Annotated in this window: 26 protein-coding genes; 16 read left to right on the top strand and 10 right to left on the bottom strand. The window is 66.0% G+C overall.

Annotation, left to right across the window (positions count from 1 at the left end; all coding sequences use genetic code 11):
- Window positions 1–14: 14 nt before the first annotated feature.
- Both BN973_RS16480 and BN973_RS16475 read left to right on the top strand, forming a co-directional pair.
- The gene (locus tag BN973_RS16480; protein WP_036469433.1) at window positions 15–656 is read left to right on the top strand and encodes a cutinase family protein; all 642 of its coding nucleotides are present in this window, start codon (window positions 15–17) and stop codon (window positions 654–656) included.
- 66 nt (window positions 657–722) lie between these two features.
- Window positions 723–1,901: a glycosyltransferase gene (locus BN973_RS16475; protein ID WP_036469429.1), complete on the top strand. Its 1,179-nt coding sequence runs from the start codon at window positions 723–725 to the stop codon at window positions 1,899–1,901.
- A gap of 6 nt (window positions 1,902–1,907) precedes the next feature.
- Here the strand turns inward: BN973_RS16475 and BN973_RS16470 are convergent, their stop codons facing one another.
- Window positions 1,908–2,837, bottom strand: a complete 930-nt coding sequence (locus BN973_RS16470) for a DMT family transporter (RefSeq protein ID WP_051641301.1) — start codon at window positions 2,835–2,837, stop codon at window positions 1,908–1,910.
- Window positions 2,838–2,962: 125 nt separating this feature from the next.
- Between BN973_RS16470 and BN973_RS16465 the strand changes: the two genes are divergently transcribed.
- Window positions 2,963–3,511, top strand: a complete 549-nt coding sequence (locus BN973_RS16465; RefSeq protein ID WP_036469426.1) for a thioredoxin family protein — start codon at window positions 2,963–2,965, stop codon at window positions 3,509–3,511.
- 182 nt (window positions 3,512–3,693) lie between these two features.
- Window positions 3,694–4,434, top strand: a complete 741-nt coding sequence (locus BN973_RS16460; RefSeq protein WP_036469423.1) for a cutinase family protein — start codon at window positions 3,694–3,696, stop codon at window positions 4,432–4,434.
- A 4-nt stretch (window positions 4,435–4,438) separates the two neighbouring features.
- Here the strand turns inward: BN973_RS16460 and BN973_RS16455 are convergent, their stop codons facing one another.
- Together BN973_RS16455 and BN973_RS16450 are read right to left on the bottom strand one after the other, a co-directional pair.
- On the bottom strand, window positions 4,439–5,242 hold the full coding sequence (locus BN973_RS16455) for an MOSC domain-containing protein (RefSeq protein WP_051641300.1): 804 nt from the start codon (window positions 5,240–5,242) through the stop codon (window positions 4,439–4,441).
- A 5-nt stretch (window positions 5,243–5,247) separates the two neighbouring features.
- Window positions 5,248–5,661: a PPOX class F420-dependent oxidoreductase gene (locus BN973_RS16450; RefSeq protein ID WP_036472555.1), complete on the bottom strand. Its 414-nt coding sequence runs from the start codon at window positions 5,659–5,661 to the stop codon at window positions 5,248–5,250.
- Window positions 5,662–5,745: 84 nt separating this feature from the next.
- On the opposite strand from BN973_RS16450, the gene BN973_RS16445 reads away from it, so the two are divergent.
- From BN973_RS16445 to BN973_RS16430, 4 genes are all read left to right on the top strand, one after another.
- Complete coding sequence (locus BN973_RS16445) at window positions 5,746–6,789, top strand: class I SAM-dependent methyltransferase (protein WP_036472553.1); 1,044 nt, start codon at window positions 5,746–5,748, stop codon at window positions 6,787–6,789.
- A gap of 107 nt (window positions 6,790–6,896) precedes the next feature.
- Entirely contained in the window at window positions 6,897–7,337 is a 441-nt protein-coding gene (locus BN973_RS16440) for a Fur family transcriptional regulator (protein WP_036469422.1), read from the top strand.
- Window positions 7,338–7,388: 51 nt separating this feature from the next.
- A complete protein-coding gene (gene katG / locus BN973_RS16435; RefSeq protein WP_036469420.1) occupies window positions 7,389–9,629 on the top strand; it encodes a catalase/peroxidase HPI in 2,241 nt (746 codons plus the stop codon).
- Window positions 9,630–9,826: 197 nt separating this feature from the next.
- Window positions 9,827–10,702: an alpha/beta fold hydrolase gene (locus tag BN973_RS16430; protein WP_036469418.1), complete on the top strand. Its 876-nt coding sequence runs from the start codon at window positions 9,827–9,829 to the stop codon at window positions 10,700–10,702.
- Window positions 10,703–10,705: 3 nt separating this feature from the next.
- On the opposite strand, the gene BN973_RS16425 is transcribed toward BN973_RS16430, so the two are convergent.
- The 4 genes from BN973_RS16425 to BN973_RS16410 form a co-directional block, all read right to left on the bottom strand.
- On the bottom strand, window positions 10,706–11,500 hold the full coding sequence (locus BN973_RS16425; protein WP_036469416.1) for a DUF1906 domain-containing protein: 795 nt from the start codon (window positions 11,498–11,500) through the stop codon (window positions 10,706–10,708).
- 38 nt (window positions 11,501–11,538) lie between these two features.
- Window positions 11,539–12,330: an alpha/beta hydrolase gene (locus BN973_RS16420; RefSeq protein WP_036469413.1), complete on the bottom strand. Its 792-nt coding sequence runs from the start codon at window positions 12,328–12,330 to the stop codon at window positions 11,539–11,541.
- A gap of 56 nt (window positions 12,331–12,386) precedes the next feature.
- Window positions 12,387–13,976: a GMC family oxidoreductase gene (locus BN973_RS16415; RefSeq protein WP_051641299.1), complete on the bottom strand. Its 1,590-nt coding sequence runs from the start codon at window positions 13,974–13,976 to the stop codon at window positions 12,387–12,389.
- A 287-nt stretch (window positions 13,977–14,263) separates the two neighbouring features.
- On the bottom strand, window positions 14,264–15,082 hold the full coding sequence (locus BN973_RS16410) for an SDR family NAD(P)-dependent oxidoreductase (RefSeq protein ID WP_036469409.1): 819 nt from the start codon (window positions 15,080–15,082) through the stop codon (window positions 14,264–14,266).
- Between the two features lie 62 nt (window positions 15,083–15,144).
- Here BN973_RS16410 and BN973_RS16405 point away from each other — a divergent pair, with 62 nt between their 5' ends.
- The 4 genes from BN973_RS16405 to BN973_RS16390 all read left to right on the top strand — a co-directional run bounded on the left by BN973_RS16405 (window position 15,145) and on the right by BN973_RS16390 (window position 19,147).
- Window positions 15,145–15,768, top strand: coding sequence for a TetR/AcrR family transcriptional regulator (locus BN973_RS16405; RefSeq protein WP_036469408.1), 624 nt, complete (start codon window positions 15,145–15,147; stop codon window positions 15,766–15,768).
- 307 nt (window positions 15,769–16,075) lie between these two features.
- Window positions 16,076–17,332: a glycosyltransferase family 4 protein gene (locus tag BN973_RS16400; protein ID WP_036469407.1), complete on the top strand. Its 1,257-nt coding sequence runs from the start codon at window positions 16,076–16,078 to the stop codon at window positions 17,330–17,332.
- Entirely contained in the window at window positions 17,326–18,084 is a 759-nt protein-coding gene (locus BN973_RS16395; RefSeq protein ID WP_036469405.1) for a class I SAM-dependent methyltransferase, read from the top strand. The genes BN973_RS16400 and BN973_RS16395 overlap by 7 nt, the downstream gene beginning before the upstream one ends.
- Window positions 18,071–19,147 (top strand): prenyltransferase, encoded by a 1,077-nt coding sequence (locus tag BN973_RS16390; protein WP_036469403.1) that lies wholly within the window; start codon window positions 18,071–18,073, stop codon window positions 19,145–19,147. The genes BN973_RS16395 and BN973_RS16390 overlap by 14 nt, the downstream gene beginning before the upstream one ends.
- Here BN973_RS16390 and BN973_RS16385 read toward each other — a convergent pair.
- The gene (locus tag BN973_RS16385; RefSeq protein WP_036469402.1) at window positions 19,128–19,811 is read right to left on the bottom strand and encodes a class I SAM-dependent methyltransferase; all 684 of its coding nucleotides are present in this window, start codon (window positions 19,809–19,811) and stop codon (window positions 19,128–19,130) included. The two genes, BN973_RS16390 and BN973_RS16385, sit on opposite strands and share 20 nt — an antisense overlap.
- 110 nt (window positions 19,812–19,921) lie before the next feature.
- Here BN973_RS16385 and BN973_RS16380 point away from each other — a divergent pair, with 110 nt between their 5' ends.
- The gene (locus tag BN973_RS16380) at window positions 19,922–20,608 is read left to right on the top strand and encodes a cutinase family protein (RefSeq protein WP_036469401.1); all 687 of its coding nucleotides are present in this window, start codon (window positions 19,922–19,924) and stop codon (window positions 20,606–20,608) included.
- On the opposite strand, the gene BN973_RS16375 is transcribed toward BN973_RS16380, so the two are convergent.
- Both BN973_RS16375 and BN973_RS16370 read right to left on the bottom strand, forming a co-directional pair.
- On the bottom strand, window positions 20,609–21,379 hold the full coding sequence (locus BN973_RS16375) for a glycerophosphodiester phosphodiesterase (protein ID WP_139830234.1): 771 nt from the start codon (window positions 21,377–21,379) through the stop codon (window positions 20,609–20,611).
- Between the two features lie 69 nt (window positions 21,380–21,448).
- On the bottom strand, window positions 21,449–22,597 hold the full coding sequence (locus BN973_RS16370; RefSeq protein ID WP_051641298.1) for an LLM class flavin-dependent oxidoreductase: 1,149 nt from the start codon (window positions 22,595–22,597) through the stop codon (window positions 21,449–21,451).
- A gap of 60 nt (window positions 22,598–22,657) precedes the next feature.
- On the opposite strand from BN973_RS16370, the gene BN973_RS16365 reads away from it, so the two are divergent.
- The 3 genes from BN973_RS16365 (at window position 22,658) to BN973_RS16355 (ending at window position 24,962) form a co-directional block, all read left to right on the top strand.
- The gene (locus BN973_RS16365; RefSeq protein WP_051641297.1) at window positions 22,658–23,431 is read left to right on the top strand and encodes an enoyl-CoA hydratase/isomerase family protein; all 774 of its coding nucleotides are present in this window, start codon (window positions 22,658–22,660) and stop codon (window positions 23,429–23,431) included.
- A gap of 123 nt (window positions 23,432–23,554) precedes the next feature.
- Window positions 23,555–24,211 (top strand): TetR/AcrR family transcriptional regulator, encoded by a 657-nt coding sequence (locus tag BN973_RS16360; RefSeq protein WP_084163423.1) that lies wholly within the window; start codon window positions 23,555–23,557, stop codon window positions 24,209–24,211.
- A 109-nt stretch (window positions 24,212–24,320) separates the two neighbouring features.
- Window positions 24,321–24,962, top strand: coding sequence for a carboxymuconolactone decarboxylase family protein (locus BN973_RS16355; protein WP_036469399.1), 642 nt, complete (start codon window positions 24,321–24,323; stop codon window positions 24,960–24,962).
- The last annotated feature ends 1 nt before the right edge of the window (window position 24,963 follow it).

Below are 24,963 nucleotides of genomic sequence, written 5' to 3'. Positions count from 1 at the left end.
GTCAGCATTTGGGAATGAGTGCACTCAGGCTTGTTCGTGTTGTTGGCGTCGCAGCAGCGATGATGTGGGCGCTGGTTGGCGCGCCGATCTCCCCGACCGCGTCGGCTGACCCCTGTTCCGACGTCGAGGTGGTGTTCGCTCGCGGTACTCACCAGGAGCCCGGTCTCGGCAACATCGGCCAAGCATTCGTCGACTCGCTTACCTCGCAGGTCGGCGGAAAGTCCGTCGGGGTATATGCGGTCAACTACCCGGCCAACGACGACTACCACAACAGCGCAACGGCCGGCTCTGACGACGCGAGCGGTCACATCCAGGGCACCGTCGCCAACTGCCCCAAGACCAAGCTGGTGCTCGGCGGCTACTCCCAGGGCTCGACGGTGATCGACCTGGCCACGCAGGCGATGCCGGCTTCGGTCGCCGACCATGTCGCCGCGGTCGCTCTCTTCGGCGAGCCGAAGAGTCAGTTCTCGAGCGCGTTGTGGGGCGGCCAGCCGTTGCCCACGACCAACCCGATCTACACCACCAAGACCATCAGCTTGTGCGCTCCCGACGACCCGATCTGCTCCGGCGGCGGAAATATCATGGCGCACGTTTCGTATATTCAGGCCGGGATGACCGACCAGGCGGCGACGTTCGCGGCCAACCGGCTCCGCTGACGGAGTCGCGCGGCGCTGCACGGTGGATCGCAACCGACAAGCAGCACCGCGAGTGAGGTTCCGCCGATGAAATGCGTGCTGGCCGGCTATGGGAGTCGCGGCGACGTCGAGCCGCTGGCCGCAGTCGGCCGGGAGCTGATGCGACGCGGCCACGACGTGCGGATGGCCGTCGCGCCCGACATGGTGGCCTTCGTCGAATCCGCGGGGCTGCCCGCGGCCGCATATGGCCGGGACTCGCGCGAGCAGATGGACTTCGCCGCGGACTTCGTCGGCAAGATCTCGAATCCGGTCACCATGTGGGCCGAGATCGCCCAGCATGTCAACGAGGTCAAGGCCGAAAAGAGTGCGACGCTGACATCCCTGGCGGACGGGGCCGACCTGCTGGTCGCGGCCTTCAACGAGCAGGGACTGGCCGCCAATATCGCGGAGTACTACGGCATTCCGCTCGGCGCGCTGCACTACTTCCCGGCGCGGATCCTGGCGGCAGGCGGATTCGGTCCGCAGATCACCAAGGAGACCGACGACGCTCAACGCGGCGCACTTGGCTTGCCGGAGGTCGCCGGGGAGTCGACCCCGCCGACGGTGGAGATCCAGGCGTATGACGAGATCTGCTTACCGGGAGCGGCGGCCGAATGGCTGGACTCGGGTACCTCGCCGTTGTTCGTTGGCGCGCTGACACTGGGGTTGCCCACCGCCGTCGACGACGAGGTGTTGTCCTGGATCGCCGACGGCACGCCCCCGATCTACTTCGGCTTCGGCAGCACGCCGCTCGCTTCTCCCGTCGAGACCATCGCGGTGATCAGTGCGGCCTGCGCGCGCCTGGGCGAGCGGGCGTTGATCTGCGCCGGCCCGAACGACGTTGCCGGGGTTGCGGACGCCGAGCATGTGAAGGTCGTGGCCGAGGTGAACCATGCGGCCGTTTTTCCGGTGTGCCGCGCCGTCGTCCATCATGGCGGCGCCGGCGCGACGGCCGCGGGCCTGCGGGCCGGGGTCCCCACGTTGATCCTGTGGTTCTGGCTCGATCAGCCGGTCTGGGCGGAAGGGATCACGCAGCTGAAAGTTGGCTCTGGACGGGCTTTTATGGAAAGCACTTTGGATTCGGTGGTCGCGGATTTGCAGGGCATCCTCGCCCCGGAACGGGCGGCCCGGGCCCGCGAGGTTGCCGAATTGATGTCCAAGCCCGACGAAAGTCTTTCGCGCGCAGTCGATCTCCTGGAACAGGCCGTCCTCGAGCAGTCGCGATAGTACGGCCTACTTGACGATCACATCGTCTTCGTTGGGATGCGGTGTGCCGACATCTTTCGCAGCCGGATGACCTGCGCCGGGCGCCTGGTCGCGTGCCAGCGCGACGGTGGACGCCACCATCGCGACGATCGCCACCAGCAGGCCCAGTGCTGCCGAGCCTCGCACCGCGAGGTGTTCACCGAGCACGACGACCCCGAGCATCACCGCGACGACCGGTTCACCCACCAGCATCAACGGCACCGAGGCCTGTAATGCGCCGGCGTGGAAGGCGGAGCTCTGCACCATGGTTACCGCCACCGCCAGCACGACCAGCAGGTACGGGGCCGGGACGGTCATCAGCCCGTACCACCCGCCCACGGCGTAGCGGTGTGTGCAGATCTTCGTCAACACGGCGACCATGCCGAGCAGCACGGCCACCGCGACGGCCAGCAGCATGGCGCGGGTGCGGCCGTGGGTGCGCCGGGCCGCGACGAGGCACACGATGACCAGCGGCGCGGTGAGCGCCAGCGCCATCGTCCACGACGGTATCGGCGAACGGTGGTGGCCCTCGCGGGGCTGACCGACCAGCACGAACGCCGCCAGCGCGCCGGTCAACACGATCGCCCAACCCCATTCGGCTCCGGTGATGCGCTGATGGCAAAGGCGCGCGCTCAACGGCAGGGCGAACAGCAGCGACGACACCAGCAGCGGCTGCACCAGCAGCAACGAGCCGTTGGCCAGCGCCAGGGCCTGAAACACGTAGCCGGCGACCGCGGCGAGAATCCCGGCCCACCACAACGGTTGGCGAACCACGCTTGTCACGGTCGGCCGGGACAAGTCGCCGTCGGTTGGAACGCTTTGGGCGACGCGTTGTCGCACGACGATGCCGACCGCTGCCCAAAACGCGGCGAGTAACCCCGAGAAGATCGCGACGGTGTGCGAGATCACCCACCCCATGTTTCGGACTGGCACCCCGGATTGCAACGCGGCTAACTCTGGCCACACGAGATGCAGCCTTCCGTACCCGCGATCGACGGTGGTCTCCGGGTCGCCCTGGACTAGCCCCGACTAGTCTGGCGAACATGGCTATCGAGTCGACAATGCTTGCCCTCGGCACCCCCGCGCCGTCGTTCACATTGCCCAACCCGGCAACCGGCGCCCTGGTCAGCCTCGACGAGCTCACCGGTCCCGCCCTGGTCGTCACCTTCATCTGCAACCACTGCCCCTATGTGCAGCATGTCGCGGCCGGGCTGGCAGCGCTGGGCAGAGATTTCGCCGCGCAGGGGGTCGCAATGGTGGGGATCTCCAGCAACGACGTCGTCACCTACCCGCAGGATGGCCCCGACGAGATGGTCGCCGAGGCCCGCCGGCACGGCTGGGCGTTTCCCTACCTGTACGACGAGACGCAAGATGTCGCCCGCTCCTTCTCCGCCGCGTGCACCCCGGACACGTTCGTGTTCGACGGCGACCGCCGGCTCGTGTACCGCGGCCAGCTCGACGACTCCCGCCCCAAAAACGACCTGCCGGTGACGGGCGCCGACGTCCGCGCAGCGGTCGACGCCGTGCTGGCCGGCCGCCCGGTCGACCCCGACCAACGCCCGTCAATAGGGTGCGGTATCAAATGGCGCTGAGCCGGCTCCGCGCCGACGACACTCGATAGGTTCGGCCCACTGGCTACCGGTGTTGTCACCGTGTGAAATCGGCTGTGGCCGTAGGCCGTCCACAGGGCAAGCTGAACTCGGCGGGTTTTGCTACGAACGCGTGTGCAATATCACTCGTTTGGTGATCGGCACGGATGGGCACTTAATGGGGCATGATCGCCGGTTACGTCATCCGTTTCGTGGGCCCCGCGGCCGCAGTAACTTTGAGCCTTGGCGCCGCTGTCCTCTTCTCTCCCGTTCCGTGGGCGGGGGCGGAGCCGTGCCCCGACGCGCAGGTGGTGTTCGCCCGCGGCACCGGCGAGCCGGAAGGTATCGGTCCGACCGGGCAGGCCTTCGTCGACAATCTGCGCGGGCGCGAGGCCGGAAAATCCATCGACGTCTACGCCGTCAACTACCCCGCCAGCAACGAGTGGGACACCGGCCTCGACGGCATCCGGGACGCGGGAGCCCACGTCGTGTCGATGGCCGGCAGCTGCCCCACGACCAAGATGGTGCTCGGCGGGTTCTCCCAGGGCGCAGCCGTGATGGGCTTCGTGACCTCGGACGCGGTGCCCGCCGGGGTCGATCCCGCGACCGTGCCCAAGCCGCTGGCACCCGAGATCGCCGACCACGTCGCCGCGGTGGTGCTCTTCGGCACACCCAACGTGCGGGCCATGAACTTCCTCGGCGAGCCGCCGCTGGTCATCGGACCGACCTACCAGGCCAAGACGATCAAGGTCTGCGCCAACGAGGACCCGGTGTGCTCGGACGGCATGAACTTCGCCGCCCACAACACCTACGCCGACGACGCCACCATGATCGACAAGGGCGCGTCCTTTGCCGCCAGCCGACTCGACGCGGGCCCGGCCGCACCTGCCACGGTGGTGCACGCGCCGAATAGCTTTGGCAACTAAGCGTTTACGGGTCGAGGGTGACTTCGTCGCCGATCCGGATGACACCTTCGGTCGTCGCCTTGAAGTAGATGCCTGCACACGCCGCCACCCCGCAAGTGCCTGCTTCCAATCGATTTTCGGACGCGGGGATGCGAAGCGCCTGAGGAGCTTTGGGTAGCGCCCCATGCTCGAGTGTGGGTACCACGCAGCGTGGGGTGAGTTCCAGGCCGCGCAGTCGCACCTCGCCGATGCCCAATTCCCGTTCTATCCAATCGTTTTCGATGTATGGGGGGCAGCCGGGTGGTGTCGCGATCACCAGATTCGGACGATAGCGCAGGGCTTCGACGCCGATATGTTCCAAGGTGGCGGTGGTGATCGCGTGCAGCGGGGCATCGTCGGTAAACGAATCGCCCGGTGTCCCCAGCCCGATTTCCAGGATGCGGCCCGCGACATCGGCGTCCAACCCGAGTTCGAGCAGCTTCTCGGGATCCGGACGCTCCACTGTGGCGCCGTCCGGACGCTGGCCGACCAATCGCACCGCACGCCCCAGCAACCGGGAAAGCAACTCGTCGACGCCGGGATCATCGGCCGCGACCGTCGTCCCATCGGGCAGCCCGATGCGTACGTGTCCGGTATCTCCGTTGGCCGTGCACTTCAAGAGGCCACGCCACAGCCGTGCCTGTTTGGCGCTGGCCACATGCCCGGTCGTGGTGTCGACCAGGGCCAGCCGTCGGTCTCCTTCGGCGCCACGTTCGTCGACGAACAGGCTCTCGACGGTCTCGCCGAGCATGGATTTCACCGGATAACGGCGCAAACTCTCGACCCGCATGCCGACTATCTTCCACCTGACGAGTCGGTCAGCGTGATCCGCAGGACGAACCGTGGCTTTCGGCCCCGTGCAACGAGGGTTTCGATGAAGGTCACCAGCCGAAATCCCAAGCCGTACTTGCGCTTGACGAGCGATTCGACGCGCGCGACCTCCCCCGGGTCGGTGATCACCTCGGCAGTTCCCGCGACGACGGGCTGACCGCTCGGCACCTTCCCGGTTCGGCCGCACGCCGCAAGCGTGACCCGGGGATCGCGCCGCAACCGCTTGACCTTCCACGAGTCGGCCGGCGTCCACGCCGACAGCCCCGCGCCGTCGCCGACGATCCACATCGGCGCGGCGACCGCATCGCCGTCGCGCTTGAACGTCGTCAAGGACACGAACTTCTCGGCACCCAACCGGGCGGTCGCGTCGTCGCTCATTGTCTCCCCTGTCGGCGGCGGTTAGCTCGGGCCGCCGTCACGCCCTATTGTGCGGTCGGCGGCCGGGTCGTGTACAAGGGTCTGATGGAGGATCGCGACCGCAGATCTTTCGACCCGTCGGCGCTGCGTGCAGCGATGGCCCGGCGGTTGCATCGACGAACGATGTCCGAAGGTCAGCTGGTCCTCCCGGCCGTTCCGGGCATGCTCGACGAGTACGTCACGATGTGCACGACCATCTTTGCCGGCTTGGGCATACGGTACACAGACGAAGAGACCGTTCAGCTCAAAGCCGTGCTGGAAGGTGAATTGACGAAAGCCTTTAAGGCGTCCTCACGTTCGAACATCGTCGTACAGTTCAACTCTCCGTTCGGCACGACGCTGAATTACCGCGTCAAACCCCAGTGGGCAACGATCGGGGCCGATTACGACAACTGGGTCGACACCCGCGAGGGGTCGCTGTTCGGCACCGAGCCCGACGCACGCGTGTGGGCGCTGGCCAACGAAGCCGCCGATCCCAGCACTTGCCGGGTGCTCGACGTCGGCGCCGGCACCGGCCGAAATGCCCTCGCCCTGGCCCGGCGCGGCCACCCGGTCGACGCGGTCGAGCTGGCCGGCAAGTTCGCGGACATCATTCGCGGGGAAGCCAAACGGAATTCGGTCGACATCCACGTCATCCAAAGCGATGTTTTCGTAGCGATGGAAGGCGTCGGCGGCGAGTATCAGCTGGTCGTGTTCTCCGAGGTGGTGCCGGACTTCCGGACTGCGAACGAGCTGGGCGGCATGTTCGAACTCGCCGCGCAGTGTTTGGCCCCCGGCGGACGTCTGGTGTTCAACACGTTCCTGCCGCGCGAGGGCTACGTCCCCGACGACGCCGCCCGACAGCTCGGGCAGCAATGCCACACCATGATCTTCACCCGCGACGAGGTCGACAAGGCGGCCGCCGGGTTGTCGCTTGAACTCATCTCCGACGAGTCGGCCTACGACTACGAGAAAGACAATTTGCCCGAAGGCGCCTGGCCGCCCACGGCCTGGTTCGACGGATGGGCCAGTGGCCAAGACATTTTCGACGTCGACCGGGAGGATTCCCCCATCGAGTTGCGCTGGCTTGTCTACCGGAAGGTGGGTTGACGACCGAGGAGCCAGGTGACCACGAATCTTCCTGACGCCAAATTTTAACGGGGTATTGCCCCGAGAAAGTCTTGACTGATTCCAGATAAGTGGGCCATATTGGCCTTGTGTCGTCAACGTCGGACTACGCGGAGCGGTTGCGCATGGCCGACTTGCGCGTGACCCGGCCCAGGATCGCGGTCCTGGAGGCGGTGCATGCCCATCCCCATGCCGACACCGAGACGATTTTTTCCTCGGTGCGGACCGGCCTTCCCGACGTCTCACGCCAGGCGGTGTACGACGTGCTCAATGCCCTGACGGCGGTGGGTCTGGTCCGTCGCATCCAGCCATCTGGTCTGGTCGCGCGCTATGAGTCCCGGGTCGGCGACAACCACCACCACGTGGTATGCCGGTCCTGCGGCGTGATTGCCGACATCGACTGCGCGGTCGGCGATGCCCCGTGCCTCACTCCATCAGACGACGACAACGTTCTCGATGGCTTCGTGCTCGACGAGGCAGAAGTCATCTACTGGGGCCTGTGCCCCGATTGCTCGACCGCAGATTCCTGATCACAGCCCTTGTGATCACAGCCCAATCACCCACCACCGGAAAGGAATGCTGTGTCAACAGATACCTCCCAGAGTCGCCCACCCGAACCGGGCGCCAAGACGGGGAGCACCAGCGAGAGTGAAAACCCGGCGATCCCGTCGCCCCAGCCGAAGAGCGGCGCTCCCCTGACCAACCAGGATTGGTGGCCCAACCAGATCGACGTCTCGAAGCTGCACCCGCACTCGCCCCAGGCCAACCCGCTCGGCGACGACTTCGATTACGCCGAGGAGTTCGCCAAGCTCGATGTCGAACAGGTCAAGGCCGACCTGGTCTCGGTGATGACCACGTCCCAGGACTGGTGGCCCGCCGACTACGGCCACTACGGCGGCTTCTTCATTCGCATGAGCTGGCACGCCGCCGGCACCTACCGCATCTTCGACGGCCGCGGTGGTGGCGGTCAGGGCCTGCAGCGCTTCGCCCCGTTGAACAGTTGGCCGGACAACGCCAGCCTGGACAAGGCGCGACGCTTGCTGTGGCCGGTCAAGAAGAAGCACGGCAACAAGATCTCCTGGGCCGACCTACTGCTGCTGGCCGGCAACGTCGCCCTGGAATCCATGGGGTTCAAGACTTTTGGGTTCGCCTTCGGCCGCGAAGACGTATGGGAGCCCGAAGAGATCCTGTTCGGTGAAGAGGACGAATGGTTGGGCACCAACAAGCGCTATTCCGGCCAGCGCGATCTTGCGCAACCGTACGGCGCCACCACCATGGGCCTGATTTACGTGAATCCCGAAGGCCCCGAAGGTAAACCGGATCCCGTCGCCGCGGCGATCGACATCCGCGAGACCTTCGCCCGGATGGCGATGAACGACGAAGAGACCGCCGCGCTCATCGTCGGTGGCCACAGCTTCGGCAAGACGCACGGTGCCGGCGACGCCGACCTGGTCGGCCCCGAGCCGGAGGCCGCGCCCATCGAGCAACAGGGGCTGGGCTGGAAGAGCTCCTACGGCAGCGGCTCGGGCAAGGACGCCATCACCAGCGGCCTCGAGGTCGTCTGGACGCCTACCCCGACCAAGTGGGACAACACCTTCCTCGAGACGCTGTACGGCTACGAGTGGGAGCTGACCAAGAGCCCGGCCGGAGCCTGGCAGTTCACCGCCAAGGACGGCGCGGGCGCGGGCACCATTCCCGACCCGTTCGGCGGTCCGGGTCGCGCCCCGACGATGCTGGTCACCGACGTCTCGTTGCGGGAGGACCCGATCTACCGCAGGATCACCGAGCGCTGGCTGAAGAACCCCGACGAGCTGGCCGATGCCTTCGCCAAGGCGTGGTACAAGCTGCTGCACCGCGACATGGGACCGATCTCGCGTTACCTCGGCCCGTGGGTTCCCGAGCCGCAGCTGTGGCAGGACCCGGTCCCGGCCGTCGACCACAAGCTGGTCAACGACAAGGATGTCGCGGCCCTGAAGGGCAAGGTTCTCGAGTCGGGCCTGACGGTGCAGCAGTTGGTCAAGACCGCCTGGGCGGCGGCGAGCAGCTACCGCAACACCGACAAGCGCGGCGGCGCGAACGGGGCGCGGATTCGCCTTGAGCCGCAGAAGAATTGGGAGGTCAACGAGCCGTCCGAGCTGGACAAGGTGTTGCCGGTGCTGGAGAAGATCCAGCAGGACTTCAACGCCTCGGCTTCGGGTGGCAAGAAGATCTCGCTGGCCGACGTGATCGTGCTGGCCGGTTCCGCGGCGGTCGAGAAGGCGGCCAAGGACGCGGGGTACGACATCTCGGTGCACTTCGCACCCGGCCGCACGGACGCCTCACAGGAGAACACCGATGTGGAGTCGTTCGCGGTGCTCGAACCGCGCGCCGACGGGTTCCGCAACTACTTCCGGCCCGGCGAGAAGGCCCCGTTGGAGCAGCTGCTGCTGGAGCGTGCGTATCTGCTCGGTGTGACGGGTCCGGAACTGACGGTGCTGATCGGGGGTCTGCGGGCCCTGGGCGCCAACCACGGCGGCAGCAAGCACGGCGTGTTCACCGACAAGCCGGGCGCGTTGACCAACGACTTCTTCATCAACCTGCTCGACATGGGCACGGAGTGGAAGCCGTCGGAAACCGCCGAGAACGTCTACGAGGGCCGCGACCGGGCCTCGGGGGCGCTCAAGTGGACCGCGACCGCCAACGACCTCGTGTTCGGGTCGAACTCGGTGCTGCGCGCCCTCGTCGAGGTCTACGCGCAGGACGACAACGCGGGCAAGTTCGTGGAGGACTTCGTCGCGGCGTGGGTCAAGGTCATGAACAACGACCGGTACGACCTGAAGTGACGCCGGCCTGATCGGCAGCACCAGACGACACCCCGCGGGCACGCAGCCCGCGGGGTGTCGTTCATTTGACGTGGGCATGTCCGACGCGTGAGGCCCACCACACTATTACCCGCCAGTAACCTACGGCGGCGTAAGTTACGTATTCTTGGTAGGCGCCGGCGCATCCAACGACCAAGGCATGGGTAAACGGGTTGACCATGAGCGAATTGACGTACCTCGAACTGCACGGCGACCGGATCGCCTACCGGGACGCCGGCCGCGGCCACGCCCTGTTGCTGATCCACGGGATGGCCGGCAGCTCGGCCACCTGGCGCGAGATCATTCCGCAGCTCGCCAAGAAATACCGCGTCATCGCTCCCGACCTGCTCGGCCACGGGGAGTCGGCGAAGCCGCGCGGCGACTACTCGCTGGGCGCATTCGCGGTCTCGTTGCGTGATCTGCTCGACGAACTCGGCGTCTCCCGCGCCACCGTGGTCGGGCAGTCGCTGGGCGGCGGCATCGCGATGCAGTTCACGCATCAGCATCGCGACTACTGCGAGCGACTGGCCCTGATCGGCAGCGGCGGCCTGGGCCCCGAACTCAGCCCGGTGCTGCGGATGTTGGCGGCGCCCGGCGCCGAATTGCTGTTGCCCGTCGTTGCGCCCCAACCGGTGCTGAACCTGGGCAACAAGGTCGGTTCGTGGCTGACCTCGGCCGGGATTCGGGCGCCGCGAGCCGGTGAGATGTGGCAGGCCTACTGCTCGCTGTCGGACGCGCGGACCCGCCAGGCGTTTTTGCGGACGTTGCGCTCAGTCGTGGACTATCGCGGCCAGGCCGTCAGCGCGCTGAACAAGCTGCACGTCGCGGCCGGCCTACCGTCCCTGCTGATCTGGGGCGACCAGGATCGGATCATCCCGGTCGCGCACGCCTACGCCGCCCACGACGCGCTCGAGGGCAGCCGCCTCGAGGTACTCGAGGGCGTCGGGCACTTCCCGCACGTCGAGGCGCCGATGGCCGTGGCGGACATCCTGGAGAACTTCATCGCCTCGACCACGCCCCAGGCGACCGGCAGTTCGGTACCGCTGGGCATGTAGCGCTCAGCGGCCCAGATCCCACTGTCCGTAATCGGGCGCGAGGACGTCGTCGACATCCACATTGATGCCGCCCAGCAGCGGGCCCGGGTTGGACGGGCTGTTGACGATCGTTTGGTACAGCACCGCCATCGGCTCGCGCTGGCCGTGCGACCACGACCGGGTTTGCCACGCCCAGCGGTGCCCCGCGCTGGACGAGTTGCCGATCACGCCGTCCCTGATCGCCCACCCGCACGCGTTGTAGTGGCCGTAGATACCGGTACGGCCAACGCCGAGTACCGAGTTGATTCCCCGAAACCAGTCGACGGCAAGGGTATTCCAGGTGTTCTGGTCGATGTCGTCGTCGACGCTGAAGAAGATCGGCGCCGAGTTCGGTCCGCCGGCAGCCGCATGCAGCTGCTGAGCCGTTTGCGCGTCCGCCACACCACCGTCGTGCCCGCGGGTCAGGTCCGACGGCGTAGCGGGCCATCCGGGCTTGCCGTACTGGAAGTTACTGACGATGTGTAGACCCGCCGCGCGCAACGAGTCCGCGTACTCGCGGGTGATGGGCTTGGCCTCGAAATGTGCACCCGGCCGCTCGGCGGAGACGTAGTTGATCACGCCGGCGTATCCCGCCGCCTTGATCTCGTCCGGCGAAATCCTTTTCTCGGCAAAGTCGATCAGCTGGAGGCCGGCGGCTGACGAGCTGGGTGCGTCGAACGTCGCGGCCAGGCCCAGCAGCGCCGGTGCGAACGCATACTTGAGGACTTCGCGTCGCCGAACAGTCCGCCGCCCACCGCGTGGTGCAGCAATATCGTGCACGGCGCGATGGTAGCAAGCGCGTTACCGCACGACGATGCCTAGAGTCGGCGCTCGATCAGCCACGACAAGATGCGCTCGGCGACCGTTTCCCACCCGGGTTCCACGGTCATCGAGTGCCCAATCTGCGGAATGATCGTCGCCTCAGTGCCGTAGGCCCGAGCCGTCGCGCGGACCTCGGTGGGGTGATAGGTCGCGTCTTCTTCTCCGCCGAGCACCAACAACGGTGTGGTGATCCGGTCGGTCCTGACCAGTTCGAGGGCGACCATGTCCAGCAAGATAGCGCGTGTGCTGTCCGGTTGGAGCCGTGCGGTGGTCGCGCTGATCAGGTCGTCGGACGCCTTCTGGCCGAAGAACAATTCCCGAGCTCCCGCCGTCGTGGTGCCCAGGAGATGGTCGGGTCGCCCACTCAGGCTGAACCTGGAACAGCGCCACGGGTGTCGACGGATGTTGCGCAGCAGCGACCGTAGGTGTCCACGCGGCGGCGCGGACGCGATCAGAACCCCCGCCGGCGCCTTATTGGCTTCGAGATACTTCTGCACCACGAATCCACCCATGGAGTGCCCGATCGGGATTGGCTGTGGCGCAACCGTATTGGCGATCTTTGTGACGTCTTCGACGAAGTCCGAGATTGAGCACAGCCGCAGGGGTTTGTCCGCCGGGCTCGAGCCGTGGCCGCGAAGGCTGGGCGCCAGGACGCGAAACCCGCGGTCGGCGAAGAAATCCAGAAAGTGCGCATCCCAGCTCCATGCGCCCAGGAAGGCGCCGTGCACAAAGAGCAACGGGTGTGGGTGCTCCGCGGTGGGTTGTCCCTTGTCGATGAGTTCCAGCATGAGATCGAATTCCTGTCCAGGCGTTGATAATTGGAGGTTCTGAATGGGACGGACCGTCACATCCGGTGCTCGGTCTTGATGAAGTGCGCGGCACGTTCACCGATCACGACGCACGGCGCCATGGTGTTGCCGCTGGTGATCCGGGGCATGATCGACGCATCGGCGACGCGCAGACCCTCGATGCCGTAGACCCTGAGGTGTCCGTCGACCACCGACATCGGGTCGCGGCCCATCTTCGCCGTCCCCGATTCGTGCCAATAGGTGGTGACCGCGTTGCGCAGATAGGTCTCCAGCGCGCCGCCGGTCAGGTTGCCCGGCATTACCTCGCGCGTGACGAACGGCCGAAGCTCCGCGGAATTGCCGATTTCGCGCAGGGTTTCGATGCAGGCGATCCCCGTCTTGACATCGTGGGGGTCCGACAACGCGTTGGCTTCGATCCGAATGGGATCGTCGGGACCCGAACCCGTCAACCGCAATCGGCCACGGCTCCTGGGATGCGTCGGGGAGCCGAACAAGATCCAGCCATTTTGTGGCAGGCCGTATTTCGCGATGTTTTCGGGCGTGGACTTGGGAAAGGGCCCTAAACAGGCGAACAGGTCTGGTCCGTCCGTGTCGCCAAGTCCGGAGTCCCAGAACAGCATCGCACCGGCCTGGGTGCTGCCCGCAATGTCTTCGGGAAATTCCCACACGCAGTCGAACCCGTAGTGGTCGTGAAAGTTGCGTCCCACGCCCGGCAGGTGCTGGCGGAGCCGGACCCCGGCGTCGCGCAGTTCGTCGGCGTCGCCGACGCCGGACTGCATCAGCACTTTGGGGCTGTGAATCGCCCCGAGGGACAACACCACCTCGGTGTCCGCGGTCACGCGCTGGACCGCGCCCTCGTGCAGCACCTCGACGCCGGTGGCCCGAGAGTCCTGGAGAATCACCCTGGTTACCAGCGCTCCCGGCACCACGGTGAGGTTCGGCCTGTCCAGCTGCGGCGCCGTGTAGGTGCGGAATACCGACAGGCGTTTCCCGCCACGCCACCGCAGGTCGGAGATCGAGGCGCCGCGCATATCTTCCATCAGCCGCCCGTTGGGACTCTGATAGGTCGGAATTCCCAGTGTCCTGGCAGCTTTCACGGTCGCCGCGGCGATCGGATGTGGGTCGGGTGCGGGCTGGACGAAGACGGGTCCTCCCCTGCCACGATGATTCGGCTCACCCACTCCGTGCCAATCCTCGATCTGGCGGTACAAATCCAGGACCGATTCGTATCCCCAGGCCGGCTCACCGGATTCGGTCGCGAAATGGTCCCAGTCGCTGCGATGCCCTCGCGCCCAGAGCATCACGTTGATGCTCGACCCGCCGCCCAGCACCTTGCCCATCGAGAACGGGATCGAGCGTCCGTGCAGCCCCGGGTCGGGTTCGGACACGAAGCCCCAATCGCGTTCACTGCCCAGGTTCAGCGGCCACTGGCTCGCCTCGGTGACGGTGGGGACGTCATCGCTGCCGCCGGCCTCCAGCAACAGCACCTTTACGTCGGGGTTTTCCGCCAACCGTGCCGCGATCACAGAGCCTGAGGACCCCGCTCCACACACGATCACGTCGTAGCGTGTTTCTAATACAGCCTTCACGATGACTCCTCCGCACCGCTGGGTATAGCGTTGCATATCTAGCCACGCGTGAATGAGCCGAGCGGTTCACCGGCTTCACGAATTCCCGTGTGACTGACCTGGATTCGGAGACAACGGCGCGAAGGGTGACCGCTGTGACGTGGATTACCCCTTTTCAGCCGCTGTCACGAGCCGGTTAGCAAGGAAGCCGACCACACCGCGCAGGAAAATGCGCATGATTGTGCCCGTGCCACGCAGGTCCCACCCGCTTGAGCGCGCAACAACATCTGAGCCTTTCTCCCAACTCGATTGGACGACAAGCGGGTTCGCTCATTCAGGCCATCTCAGTGACCTGCATGCGTCGTGGCGGCGGTGGGCCGTAGCATCCGGCCGCTGATCAGGGCGGACAGCCAACCGGGTGACATGCGGCCGCCGGTAGTCATGATCCGGTTGCGCCACCCCGGCACCGCGACGGCACGGCCTCGGTCGAGCGCGCGCAGCCCGGCGGCCACCACGGGTTCGGGTGCGGCGAGGCGCCGGTAGATCGCGGTGTGCGAGACATCCGATCCCAGCGCATCGACGAATCCGGTCCGGGTGGGTCCGGGGCACAGCGCGGTCACCGTGACGCCCGAGCCGCGCGTTTCGGCCCACAGGGCCTGACTGAGGGAGAGCACGAACGCCTTCGAGGCGCCGTAGGTGGCCTGGTACGTGCCGGGCTGAAACGCGATGGTGGAGGCGACGTTGAGGATGCCGCCGCGACCGCGGGCCAGCATTCCGGGCAGTACCGCATGGGTCAGGCGAACCAGCGCGTCGACGTTGACTGCCACCAGCTCGTGCTCGCGATCGGCGTCCAGCTCCGCAAATCGGCCGTAGGTGCCGAACCCGGCATTGTTGACCAGCACCTCGACCGTCCGCCCAGCGAGGCTGGCGACCAGGGCCTCGACGCCGGCTTCGGCGCCGAGGTCGCCGATGACCAGTTCGACGTCGACGCGAGCCGATTGACGCACCCGCTGCGCGACCGCGCGCAGGCGTGCCTCGTCCCGTCCGGCAAGCAGCAGTGACAAGCCACGCTTGGCCAAGAGGTCGGCGAAGATCGCGCCGAAACCGGAGCTGGCGCCCGTGATCACCGCCCAGCCCGTCTCACCGCTTTGTTGAGATGACATTTTCGCCCCTTTCCGGGAATGTGAATATCATTAACATAGACCGAGATGTTAATGTCGTCAACATGACCGCAGAGAAGTCCCCCGCCGCAACCAAGATCCGCCGGGACCGTTATCACCACGGCGATCTCAAACGGGCGCTGACCAGCGCCGCACTGTCGCTGGTGGCCGAGCGGGGGCCGAAGGGATTCACCCTGACCGAGGCGGCCCGCCGGGCGGGTGTCAGCGCCGCGGCGCCGTACCGCCACTTCACCGACAAGGCTGACCTGCTCGCGACCGTCGCCGAACAGGGGTTTTTAGAACTCCACGCCGCATTGTCCGCCGGCGCCGAAGTCGCCGCCCGTCCCCCCGACAAGCTGATCGCAATCGGTCGCGCCTATGTCCGTTGGGCCGTTGGCCATCCGGACCAGTACCGCGTCATGTTCGGCGCGGATACCGGCAAGGCCCAGCACCCGAGTCTGGCCGTCGCCGCAGGTCAAGCCTTCGGAAATCTGCTTGACGCGATTGCCGGGTGTCAGGCCGCCGGGCTACTGCGCGGCCGACAACCGCGCGAGGCGGCCGGACCGCTCTGGTCGCTCGTACACGGCATCGCCTCCCTTGCCATCGAGGGCGAGCTACGCAATGTCGGGATCGAACAAGACCCCGAGGACATGGTCTCCGACGCCCTGTCCGTCCTGCTCGATCGCTGAGGAGGGCCGGCCGCCAGCAAACAAATGCGTCTCCTCCTTGGTCACCGCTCTGCCCATTGCCTCACAACATGTTCCGACTCTCGATTGCCTCCGCCCGACCCGGAACAGTTATCCACCCGACCTCGCCGCCGAACAAATATTGCCGAAACCTAGTATTGAAGGCCACCGATGGCGCGTTGCGTCGATTAGCTGATCGAACTATAGTCTGGACACATGTCCAGTTTGCTGTCACGGAGTTCGGGAGCCCGTTGATCGCAATGGATTCGGCGCCCTTCCGCGTTCGTTAACCAGCAAAGAAGAGTTGAGTATGCGAATTGCCTTGCTGTCCTACCGTAGTAAGACCCATTGCGGCGGACAGGGCGTCTACATACGACATCTCAGCCACGGTCTCGTGGAACTAGGTCATGATGTCGAAGTATTTTCCGGGCAGCCGTATCCGGAATTGCTCGATCCTCGGGTGCGATTGACCGAGGTTCCCAGTCTCGACATGTACCGCGAGCCCGACCCGTTCCGCATTCCCCGCCCCAGCGAGATCCACGACGCGATCGACCTGCGGGAACTCCTGACCGTGTGGACGGCCGGTTTCCCCGAGCCGCGGACGTTCACCATGCGTGTCGCCCGTCTGCTGGCCGACCGCGTATCCGACTTCGACGTCGTCCACGACAACCAAAGTCTGGGAACGGGATTGTTGAGCATTGCCGCTACGGGAATGCCGGTGGTGGCCACCGTGCACCACCCGATCACCCGTGACCGGGTGCTGGACGTCGCGGCGGCAAAGTGGTGGCGGAAGCCGTTGGTACGCCGGTGGTATGGCTTCCTGGACATGCAGCAGCACGTGGCGCGTCAGATTCCGGAGCTGTTGACGGTCTCGTCGTCGTCGGCGGCCGACATCATTTCCGATTTCGGCGTCTCGCCCGAGCAACTCCACGTTGTGCCGTTGGGTGTGAACACCGAGCTGTTCAAACCGGGTTCGGGTCCACGGCAGCCCGGCCGGGTGATCGCGATCGCCAGCGCCGACACCCCGCTGAAGGGCGTCAGCACCCTGTTGCACGCCGTCGCCAAAGCTCGGGTGAACCGGGATGTCGAGTTGCGGCTCGTCGCCAAGGTGGAACCCAACGGCCCCACCCACAAACTGATCGCCGAACTCGGGATCTCGGACATCGTCCACATCACCAGCGGGCTCACCGATGCCGAGCTGGCCGCGTTGTTCGCCTCGGCCGAGGTCGCCTGCATACCGTCGCTCTACGAAGGGTTTTCGCTGCCCGCCGTGGAGGCGATGTCCAGTGGTACACCGATCGTCGCGAGCCGGGTGGGTGCCCTGCCCGAAGTTCTCGGGTCCGACGGCGCCTGCGCCGAGCTGGTGCCGCCCGCCGACGTCGACGCGCTGACCCGCGCGCTGGGCGAGTTGCTGGACTCGCCGGAAAAGCGCCGCAGCCTTGGAAAGGCGGGCCGGGCCCGGGCGGTCAGCGTGTTCAGCTGGGAAGCCGTAGCGGCACAGACCGTGCGGATCTATGAGCAGGCGATCGCACGAAAGACCGTCACCGAGGGCGAACTGCAATGCTGACAGTCGATTTCGACCGGCTCGGCATCGGGCCGTCCAGCAAGGTGATCGACGTGGGCTGCGGGGCCGGCAGGCACGCGTTCGAGGCGTACCGTCGCGGTGCCGACATCGTCGCGTTCGATCGTGACGAAGCCGAATTGAAGTCCGTAGAAACCATTTTGCGGGCGATGGCCGAAAACGGAGAGGCACCTGCGGCAGCATCGGCGGAGGCGGTCGTCGGCGACGCGTTGAACTTGCCGTACCCCGATGAGACATTCGACTGCGTCATCGCATCCGAAATTCTGGAACACGTCACCCAAGACGACGCCGCGATCGCGGAATTGGTCCGGGTTCTCAAAGTTGGAGGCACCCTCGCGGTCTCGGTACCCCGATGGCTCCCGGAACAAGTGTGCTGGCTGCTGTCCGACGAGTATCACGCCAACCTCGGTGGGCACATCCGCATCTACCGGGCCAGCGAATTGCGGAACAAGATCGTAGGCAGCGGCCTGGAATTGACGCATTCCCATCATGCGCACGCATTGCATGCTCCATTTTGGTGGCTGAAATGTGCTGTCGGAGTTCAAAATACAGACCATCCCGCGGTGACCGCATATCACAAACTTCTGGTGTGGGACCTTATGCGCAGGCCCAGGCTCACCCGTATCGCGGAGTCGGTGCTCAACCCCTTCGTGGGCAAGAGCGTGGCGATGTACTTCACCAAACCGCACCAGGTCAAAGCGGAAGCGACACCGGGGTATTCAGTTGCGTCGATCTAGCCCGCCGGCAGTCCCGGGCGTCTTCAGCCCCGAGCAGTGTCGCCAGACAGCGCTGTCCATCGCCGCCGAGCAGGAATCGTCCGGTGCCATCCCCTGGTTTCGGGGCGGTCACACCGACCCGTGGGATCACGTCGAATCGGCGATGGCGCTCACCGCTGCCGGATTGCTGGAACCAGCCCGGGCCGCATATGAGTGGAGTCGTCGTAATCAGCGATCCGATGGATCTTGGCCCCTCCAATTCCGTTCGGGGACAATCGAAGACCCCAACAGTGACAGCAATTTCTGCGCCTACATCGCCACCGGTGTTTGGCATTACGTATTGGTCACCGGCGACGAGTCCTTCGCGGCGTCGATGTGGCCGACGGTGCACAAGGCGATCGACTTCGTCATCGACCTGCAGATCGGGTACGGCGAGATCTGTTGGGCGCGAAGCGAAACCGGTCCGGTTCGCGAAGCTTTGCTAACCGGTTGCGCCAGCGTGTATCACAGCATCCGGTGCGCATTGGCGCTGGCCGCCCTGGTCGGCGACCCGCAGCCGGAGTGGGAGCTGGCGTTGGGCCGGCTGGGCCATGCGCTCGTCGCGCATCCGGAGGCGTTCACCGAAAAAGACCGCTACTCGATGGACTGGTACTACCCCATCCTCGGTAGCGCGCTGCGAGGCCCGGTCGCCGCGGCGCGCGTGAAGGAGCGCTGGGACGACTTCGTCGTCGACGGTCTCGGCATCCGCTGCGTGAACGACCGGCCCTGGGTGACGGGCGCCGAAACTTGCGAACTGGTGATGGCGCTCGAAGCCATCGGGCAGCGATCCGTCGCGCACCGGCAATTCGCCGCGATGCAGCACCTGCGTGAAGAAGACGGCTCGTACTGGACCGGCTTGGTGTTCGCCGACGGCAAGCGGTGGCCCGAGGAGCGCACGACGTGGACGGGCGCGGCGGTGATCCTGGCGGCGGACGCGCTGTCGGACACCACGGCAGGCGCCGGGATCTTCCGGGGCCAAGGTCTGCCGCTGGGTCTGCAGACCGACTTCGACTGCGAGTGTGTGGTTACCGGGCCTGGCCGGTGATTTCGATCGGCTCGCCCACCCGACCGCTGATGCGCTCGAGCACCCGCAGTGACCCGAGTGCGGAGACCTCCCGGAACTGGCCGGAATCGAGTGCGCGGCAATAGATGTAATACGGTGGCCGGCCGCCGTCTCGCGGATCGGGAAATACGTCGTGGATGACGAGTGCCCCGCCGACACTCACCCACTTGGCCCATCCGTTGAAGTCCTCGGTGGCCGCGGCCTCGGAGTGGCCGCCGTCGATGAACAAGAACTGCAGCGGTGACCGCCATCCCCGGGCCACCACCGGTGACTTGCCCACCACCGCCACCACGTGGTCATCCAGCCCGGCGGCGTCGAGCGTGCGACGAAACGTCGGCAAGGTGTCGAACAGTCCGGTGACCTCATCGACCAACGAGGCGTCGTGGTATTCCCAGCCGGCCTGATGTTCCTCGGAGCCGTGGTGATGATCGATCGTGTAGAGCACGCCCGCCGTCTGTTGCGCCGCGGCACCGAGCAGCAAGGTGGATTTGCCGCAATAGGTTCCGATCTCGACTCCGACACCGCCGCCCAGATACCGCAGCGCCGCGTCGTAGAGCGCGCGCCCCTCGTCGTCCGGCATGAAACCCGTGACCTGGCCGGCCAGCGCGAACAAACGCTCGGGTGCACTCGCGTTGGTGTTGCTCATCAGCCGAACCTATCGTTCGGCGTGCTACGGCCGACAACGTGGTCAGAGTCCGTACGGATCCGAATTCACCCTGCCCGGCGCCGGCGCCGAGTTCGACTTAACATCGTGCTGTGCGCGCTTTACTTCTCCGTAAACCATGTGGTGTGTGCCTCGCGGCGGTCGTGATCGCGGGCGCACTGATACTGGCCCCCGCAGTGCTGCAGGCTCCGGGTGCCGTACCGTCGGCCGCCGCCAGCTGTCCCCAGGTTCAGGTGGTGTTCGCCCGCGGCCGATACGAATCACCGGGACCGGGTGTGCTCGGCAACGCGTTCATCAACGCGCTGTCGTCCAAGGTGGGCAATCGGAGCTTCGGCTCGTACGCCGTCAAGTACCCCGCTGATACGCAGGTCGACATCGGCGCCAACGACATGAGCCACCACATCCAGGACATGGCCGGCAGTTGCCCGAACACCCGGCTCGTGCTGGGCGGCTACTCACTCGGAGCCGCGGTCACCGACGTGGTGCTCGCCGCGCCCATCAGTGCGTTCGGGTTCGACAGTCCCCTGCCGCCCGGCATGGACCAGCACATCGCCGCCGTCGCGCTGTTCGGCAACGGAAGTCAGTGGGTGGGTCCGATCACGAACTTCAACCCGCTGTACAACGACCGGACGATCGAGTTGTGCCACGGCGCTGACCCGGTCTGCAACCCCGCCGACCCGAACACCTGGAAAGAGAACTGGCCACAACATCTGGCTAGCGCGTACATCGACGCCGGCATGGCCAACCAGGCCGCCGACTTCGCCGCCAGCAAGCTGTAGCTAGAGCGGGGACCACTCGTCGCGCGCGACCAGCACATCGCGCAGTAGGTCGGCGCGATCGGTGATGATGCCGTCCACCCCGATGTCGAGCAGGGCCCGCATCACCACCGGATCGTCGACGGTCCACGCGTGCACCTGACGCCCCGAGGCGTGCGCGGCCCGGACCAGGGCCGGCGTGATCACCGGCAGGCGGCCAACCCGTGGCGGCAGTTGTAGGCAGTCGCTGTCGTGCAGCATTCGCCAGGCATACGCGCGGCTGGCCGGTGTTTTCGCCGCGACCAGCGCCGGGAACGCGACCGTGCCCGCCGAACTCGCGACCCGTTTGGACAGCAGGCGCAGCGCGCGACGGCGACGCCGGTCGGAGAACGACGTGACCAGCACCCGATCGTGGGCGTTCAAACGCTCGATGACCTCGACCGTCGGTTCGATGGCCGACTCGGCTTTGATATCGATGTTGACCCGCATGGCGGGTAGCGCCACCAGCAGCTCTTCCAGCGTCGGGATGGTCTGCCCCGCACCGAGATCCGCCGTGCGGAGATCCGACCAACCAAGCCGGTCGATCGGGCCCGGCAGCCCCGCCTGCGCCGGGAGCCGGCGGTCGTGCAGGATCACGGCCACGCCGTCACGGGTCGCGCGAACATCGGTCTCGATGTAGCGAAATCCGAGCTTGGCGGCCTCGTGGAACGCGCCCATCGTGTTCATCGGGAACCTGAACGACGTGAATCCCCTGTGCGCCATGGCAATTCGTCCGGTACCGCGGAGAAACTCCACGTCGCCATCGCTCATGGGGCTAAGGCTACGGCGGCCGGTCAGGTTCGGCCCGGAAAACCGACCGAATTGCTACCTCAGGTTGGTCGGGTTGAGGTCTTCGGGCATTTGTTGGCCGGCATCTTCGTAGGCCTTCTTGATCGCCGCCATGACCGGTGCGCCATAGTCGGCTTTCTTGGACACCACGGTGTCGTAGCTGGCACGCAGGGGTTCCAGGTGCCCGCGGAACTCGGGAATGACGTAGCGACCGATCAATTCGTAGCTGCGCAGCGTCGCCTCGCGGTCAGCCCAATCACCGGCCAGCACCAGGAACCCGCCGAACCCGCCGGTGATGGTCTGTAACCGGTGCAGCGCCTCGATCATGTCGTCGGGTGTGCCGACGATCGCGGCGTCCTCGGCGATCTCCTGCTCGAGGGTGTAGTCGTTCTTCAACCCGGCGATCCGCTTGAAGTAGCCGATCCGTTCGACCTCGCGACCCTCGCGGACCTCGGCCATTGCCTGCTCTCGGGTGTGCGCGAGGTGCGCGCGGATCACCAGGCGCCACTCCTCGCGCCGGAAGTTCTTGCCGCTCTCCGCGGCGGCCTTCTCCCCCAGCGCCCAGTGCGCCGCGAGGTCCTTCTTGCCGCCGATCAGGCCGGCGCCGAGCGAAAGGACCCCGACCCCGTGGGTACCGGCGGCGGTCATGCCCGACGGCGAGGTGCTCGAGGCGACCGCGATCGGCATCGAGCCGTTGACCGGAAGCATTTGCAGGCGTGCCTCATTCAAGGTGAACCAGTCGCTGTGATGGGTGACCGTCTCGCCGGCCAGCAGCCGGATGATCACCCCGAGGGCTTCGTTCATCCGCGGACGCTGGGTGATCGGGTCGATGCCCATCATCGTCGCGTCGGAGACCAATGCCCCGGGGCCCACACCGAGCATCGCCCGCCCGTACGTCAGGTAGTCCAGCTGCACGAACCGGTCGGCCACCATCAGCGGGTGGTGATACGGCAGGCTCACCACGCCGGACCCCAGCCGGATGCGTTGGGTGCGTTGACCGGCAACGGCCAAGAACATCGCGGGGTCGGCGATGTTCTCCCAGGCGGCCGAATGATGCTCGCCCACCCAGGCCTCGTCGAAGCCCCACCGATCACACCACGCGATCAGCTCGAGATCACGCTCATAGCTGGTCAGCGGGCTTTCCTTGACCGGGTGATACGGCGCGATGAACGTCCCGAACGACATCCTCACGAAGGCCTCCTAGAATCTACATCGACGTTCACGTTCATCGAAGGGAGCGGACCGATGCTCGACCCCGAGGCATACCGCACCATCGACGTCGCCCTGGACGAATCCACTGGCGTCGCGGTGTTGACGCTGAATCGGCCCGACAAGGCCAACGCCGTTGACGACGTCATGCATTCGGAGTTGTCCACCGTGTTCGCCGCGGCCCAAGACGACGGCCGGGTGCGTGCCGTGGTGCTGACCGGTGCGGGCCGGACGTTCTCCGCGGGCGGTGACGAATCCAGCGATCGCGGGTATGCGACTTCGACCGGCCGAACGCCGATCGAGGAGGCGCGCCACATCGTGGACGACATCATCGCCCTGACCAAACCCCTTGTCGCAGCGGTGAATGGGCACGCGATCGGGCTGGGCGCGGTGCTGGCGACGCTGGCGGATATCTCGTATGTCGCCGAATCGGCCAAGCTCGGCGACTTACATGTGCATGCCGCGCTGCCGGCCGGCAACGGTGCTGCAGTGATCTGGCCGCTGCTCGTCGGGATCAACCGCGCCAAGCAATTGTTGATGGCGGGTGACCTCCTCACGGGCGCCGAGGCCGAGCGACTGGGACTGATCACCGGAGTCCTGCCGGCTCCCGAGGTGCTACCGGCGGCGATGTCGATGGCCGTGCGGCTTGCCCAACTGGCTCCCCAGGCTGTGCAAGGCACCAAGGTGGCGATCAACCGCCTGCTCGCCCTGGCGTCGGGTGCGGTGCTGCCGTTGTCGCTCGCGCTGGAGGCGGCGGCTATGGAGCACGACGACTTCCGCGTGGCGATGGAGAAATTGGGGCGCAAATGACGGAGCATCAGTTCGGCACGCTACGACGACAGGGTCGGTTTGTCAACGTCAACGTTCACGTTGACGTTGGTCGGCTTTCTGCAGCTCTCGGCCCTGATGGCGTACGTTGATACCGCACGGTAGATGAGGAGGACGACGATTCCAGCCACCCGCCAGCAGAGCGACAATGCCCGTCGACGCCACGAGCGCCGCAACGCCGACCGCCGCGCCTCCGGGGAGCGATGGCAGACGATCCTCAAGGGCGCCGCGGAGGTCTTCCGCCGGGAAGGATTCGCGCGAGCCCGCCTCGAGGATGTGGCCGCCGAGGTCGGCATCAACCGTGCCTCGCTGTACTACTACGTCGGCACCAAAGAGGAGCTGCTGGTCGCGTTGATCGAGCAGCCCGCCTACACGATGACGCGGCGCTGCCGCGAAGCGCTCGAGTCCGACGCGCCGGCCGACGAGAAGCTGCGTCGCGCGCTGCGCGCGTACATCGAAGACCTGGCCAACTATCCCGAAGTCTTTCTGTTGTTCAGCGAAAGTCAGTATCTCGCAACCCTTCCCGAGGCGCGGGACATCGTCGCCAATGCCGATGCCTACGGCAAGACGTTGCTTGCGATCGTCGAAGAGGGCGTCGCGTCCGGCGTATTTCGCCGCGACCTCGACCCGCGGCTGGTGATGCTGGGGATCCTCGGCATGCACAACTGGATCCACCGTTGGTACGTCCCCGGCGGACGCAACACACTGGCCGAGATCGGCGATGCGTTCGCGGCCATGACACTCGCCGGCTTGCGCCCCTGATGTCAGCGGACTGTACGCAATCTGCAGCCCGGCTGAACTGCGAGCTGCATTGACGTAGCGGCTGACGCTGGGATTGAATGCAATCTGCACCCAGTCGAGAGGACCCGCAATGCCGCGCCTGAATCCCATTCCCCGGGGTGAGGTCACCGACGAGTTCACGCTCAAGATGTACGACTTCATGTTCGGCGACCGCGATCCGGTGGCCGAGCCGGGCACCGTCGGCGGCACTCCGGGAAACTGGTGGACGGTCATGGCCCAGTCGCCCGCTGCCCTGCGCCATGCCGTGCGGGGCTTTCGCCTGTACCGCCAAGAAGTAAGCATTCGCCCCGATCACCGCGAGCTCGGCCAGATCCGGGCGGGCTGGGTGGTCGGCAGCCAGTTCGTCTACTCCCAGCATTGCAAGGCGTGCCGGTCGGCGGGGCTGTCCGTGGAGAAGATCGCGGCGATCCCGTCGTGGCAGACCGCCGATTGTTTCGATCACACCGAGCGGCTGCTGCTGGCCTACGCGGATTGCCTTGCGGGCCAACAAGGTCGGGTGCCCGAGCAGTTGTTCACCCAACTGCGAGAAGTTTTCACCGACACCGAGATCCTCGAATTCACCTACACCACCACGATGTATGTCATGCACGCGATCATGTCGCGGGCGCTGCGCCTGGAGTTCGACGACGTCGACGACCCGATCGTGGAGGTCGACGACCCCGAGGGTGGTGGCGTGCTCGACATCGGCGCCGCCACTTCCGGAGGTGACTGAG

Source organism: Mycobacterium triplex (assembly GCF_000689255.1).
Taxonomy (GTDB): domain Bacteria; phylum Actinomycetota; class Actinomycetes; order Mycobacteriales; family Mycobacteriaceae; genus Mycobacterium; species Mycobacterium triplex.
This window is presented reverse-complemented; position numbering and strand designations above follow the sequence as displayed.

Coding starts and splice junctions, on each gene's coding strand:
- BN973_RS16445 (WP_036472553.1), top strand. CDS start 5,746: ATGGAGGATCGCGACCGCAGATCTTTCGACCCGTCGGCGCTGCGTGCA.
- BN973_RS16395 (WP_036469405.1), top strand. CDS start 17,326: ATGCTGACAGTCGATTTCGACCGGCTCGGCATCGGGCCGTCCAGCAAG.
- BN973_RS16455 (WP_051641300.1), bottom strand. CDS start 5,242: ATGCGGGTCGAGAGTTTGCGCCGTTATCCGGTGAAATCCATGCTCGGC.
- BN973_RS16415 (WP_051641299.1), bottom strand. CDS start 13,976: ATGCAACGCTATACCCAGCGGTGCGGAGGAGTCATCGTGAAGGCTGTA.
- BN973_RS16405 (WP_036469408.1), top strand. CDS start 15,145: ATGACCGCAGAGAAGTCCCCCGCCGCAACCAAGATCCGCCGGGACCGT.
- BN973_RS16400 (WP_036469407.1), top strand. CDS start 16,076: ATGCGAATTGCCTTGCTGTCCTACCGTAGTAAGACCCATTGCGGCGGA.
- BN973_RS16475 (WP_036469429.1), top strand. CDS start 723: ATGAAATGCGTGCTGGCCGGCTATGGGAGTCGCGGCGACGTCGAGCCG.
- BN973_RS16450 (WP_036472555.1), bottom strand. CDS start 5,661: ATGAGCGACGACGCGACCGCCCGGTTGGGTGCCGAGAAGTTCGTGTCC.
- BN973_RS16465 (WP_036469426.1), top strand. CDS start 2,963: ATGGCTATCGAGTCGACAATGCTTGCCCTCGGCACCCCCGCGCCGTCG.
- BN973_RS16365 (WP_051641297.1), top strand. CDS start 22,658: ATGCTCGACCCCGAGGCATACCGCACCATCGACGTCGCCCTGGACGAA.
- BN973_RS16460 (WP_036469423.1), top strand. CDS start 3,694: ATGATCGCCGGTTACGTCATCCGTTTCGTGGGCCCCGCGGCCGCAGTA.
- BN973_RS16355 (WP_036469399.1), top strand. CDS start 24,321: ATGCCGCGCCTGAATCCCATTCCCCGGGGTGAGGTCACCGACGAGTTC.
- BN973_RS16470 (WP_051641301.1), bottom strand. CDS start 2,837: ATGGGGTGGGTGATCTCGCACACCGTCGCGATCTTCTCGGGGTTACTC.
- BN973_RS16420 (WP_036469413.1), bottom strand. CDS start 12,330: ATGCTGGAACTCATCGACAAGGGACAACCCACCGCGGAGCACCCACAC.
- BN973_RS16410 (WP_036469409.1), bottom strand. CDS start 15,082: ATGTCATCTCAACAAAGCGGTGAGACGGGCTGGGCGGTGATCACGGGC.
- BN973_RS16360 (WP_084163423.1), top strand. CDS start 23,555: ATGAGGAGGACGACGATTCCAGCCACCCGCCAGCAGAGCGACAATGCC.
- BN973_RS16370 (WP_051641298.1), bottom strand. CDS start 22,597: ATGTCGTTCGGGACGTTCATCGCGCCGTATCACCCGGTCAAGGAAAGC.
- BN973_RS16480 (WP_036469433.1), top strand. CDS start 15: ATGAGTGCACTCAGGCTTGTTCGTGTTGTTGGCGTCGCAGCAGCGATG.
- BN973_RS16430 (WP_036469418.1), top strand. CDS start 9,827: ATGAGCGAATTGACGTACCTCGAACTGCACGGCGACCGGATCGCCTAC.
- BN973_RS16385 (WP_036469402.1), bottom strand. CDS start 19,811: ATGAGCAACACCAACGCGAGTGCACCCGAGCGTTTGTTCGCGCTGGCC.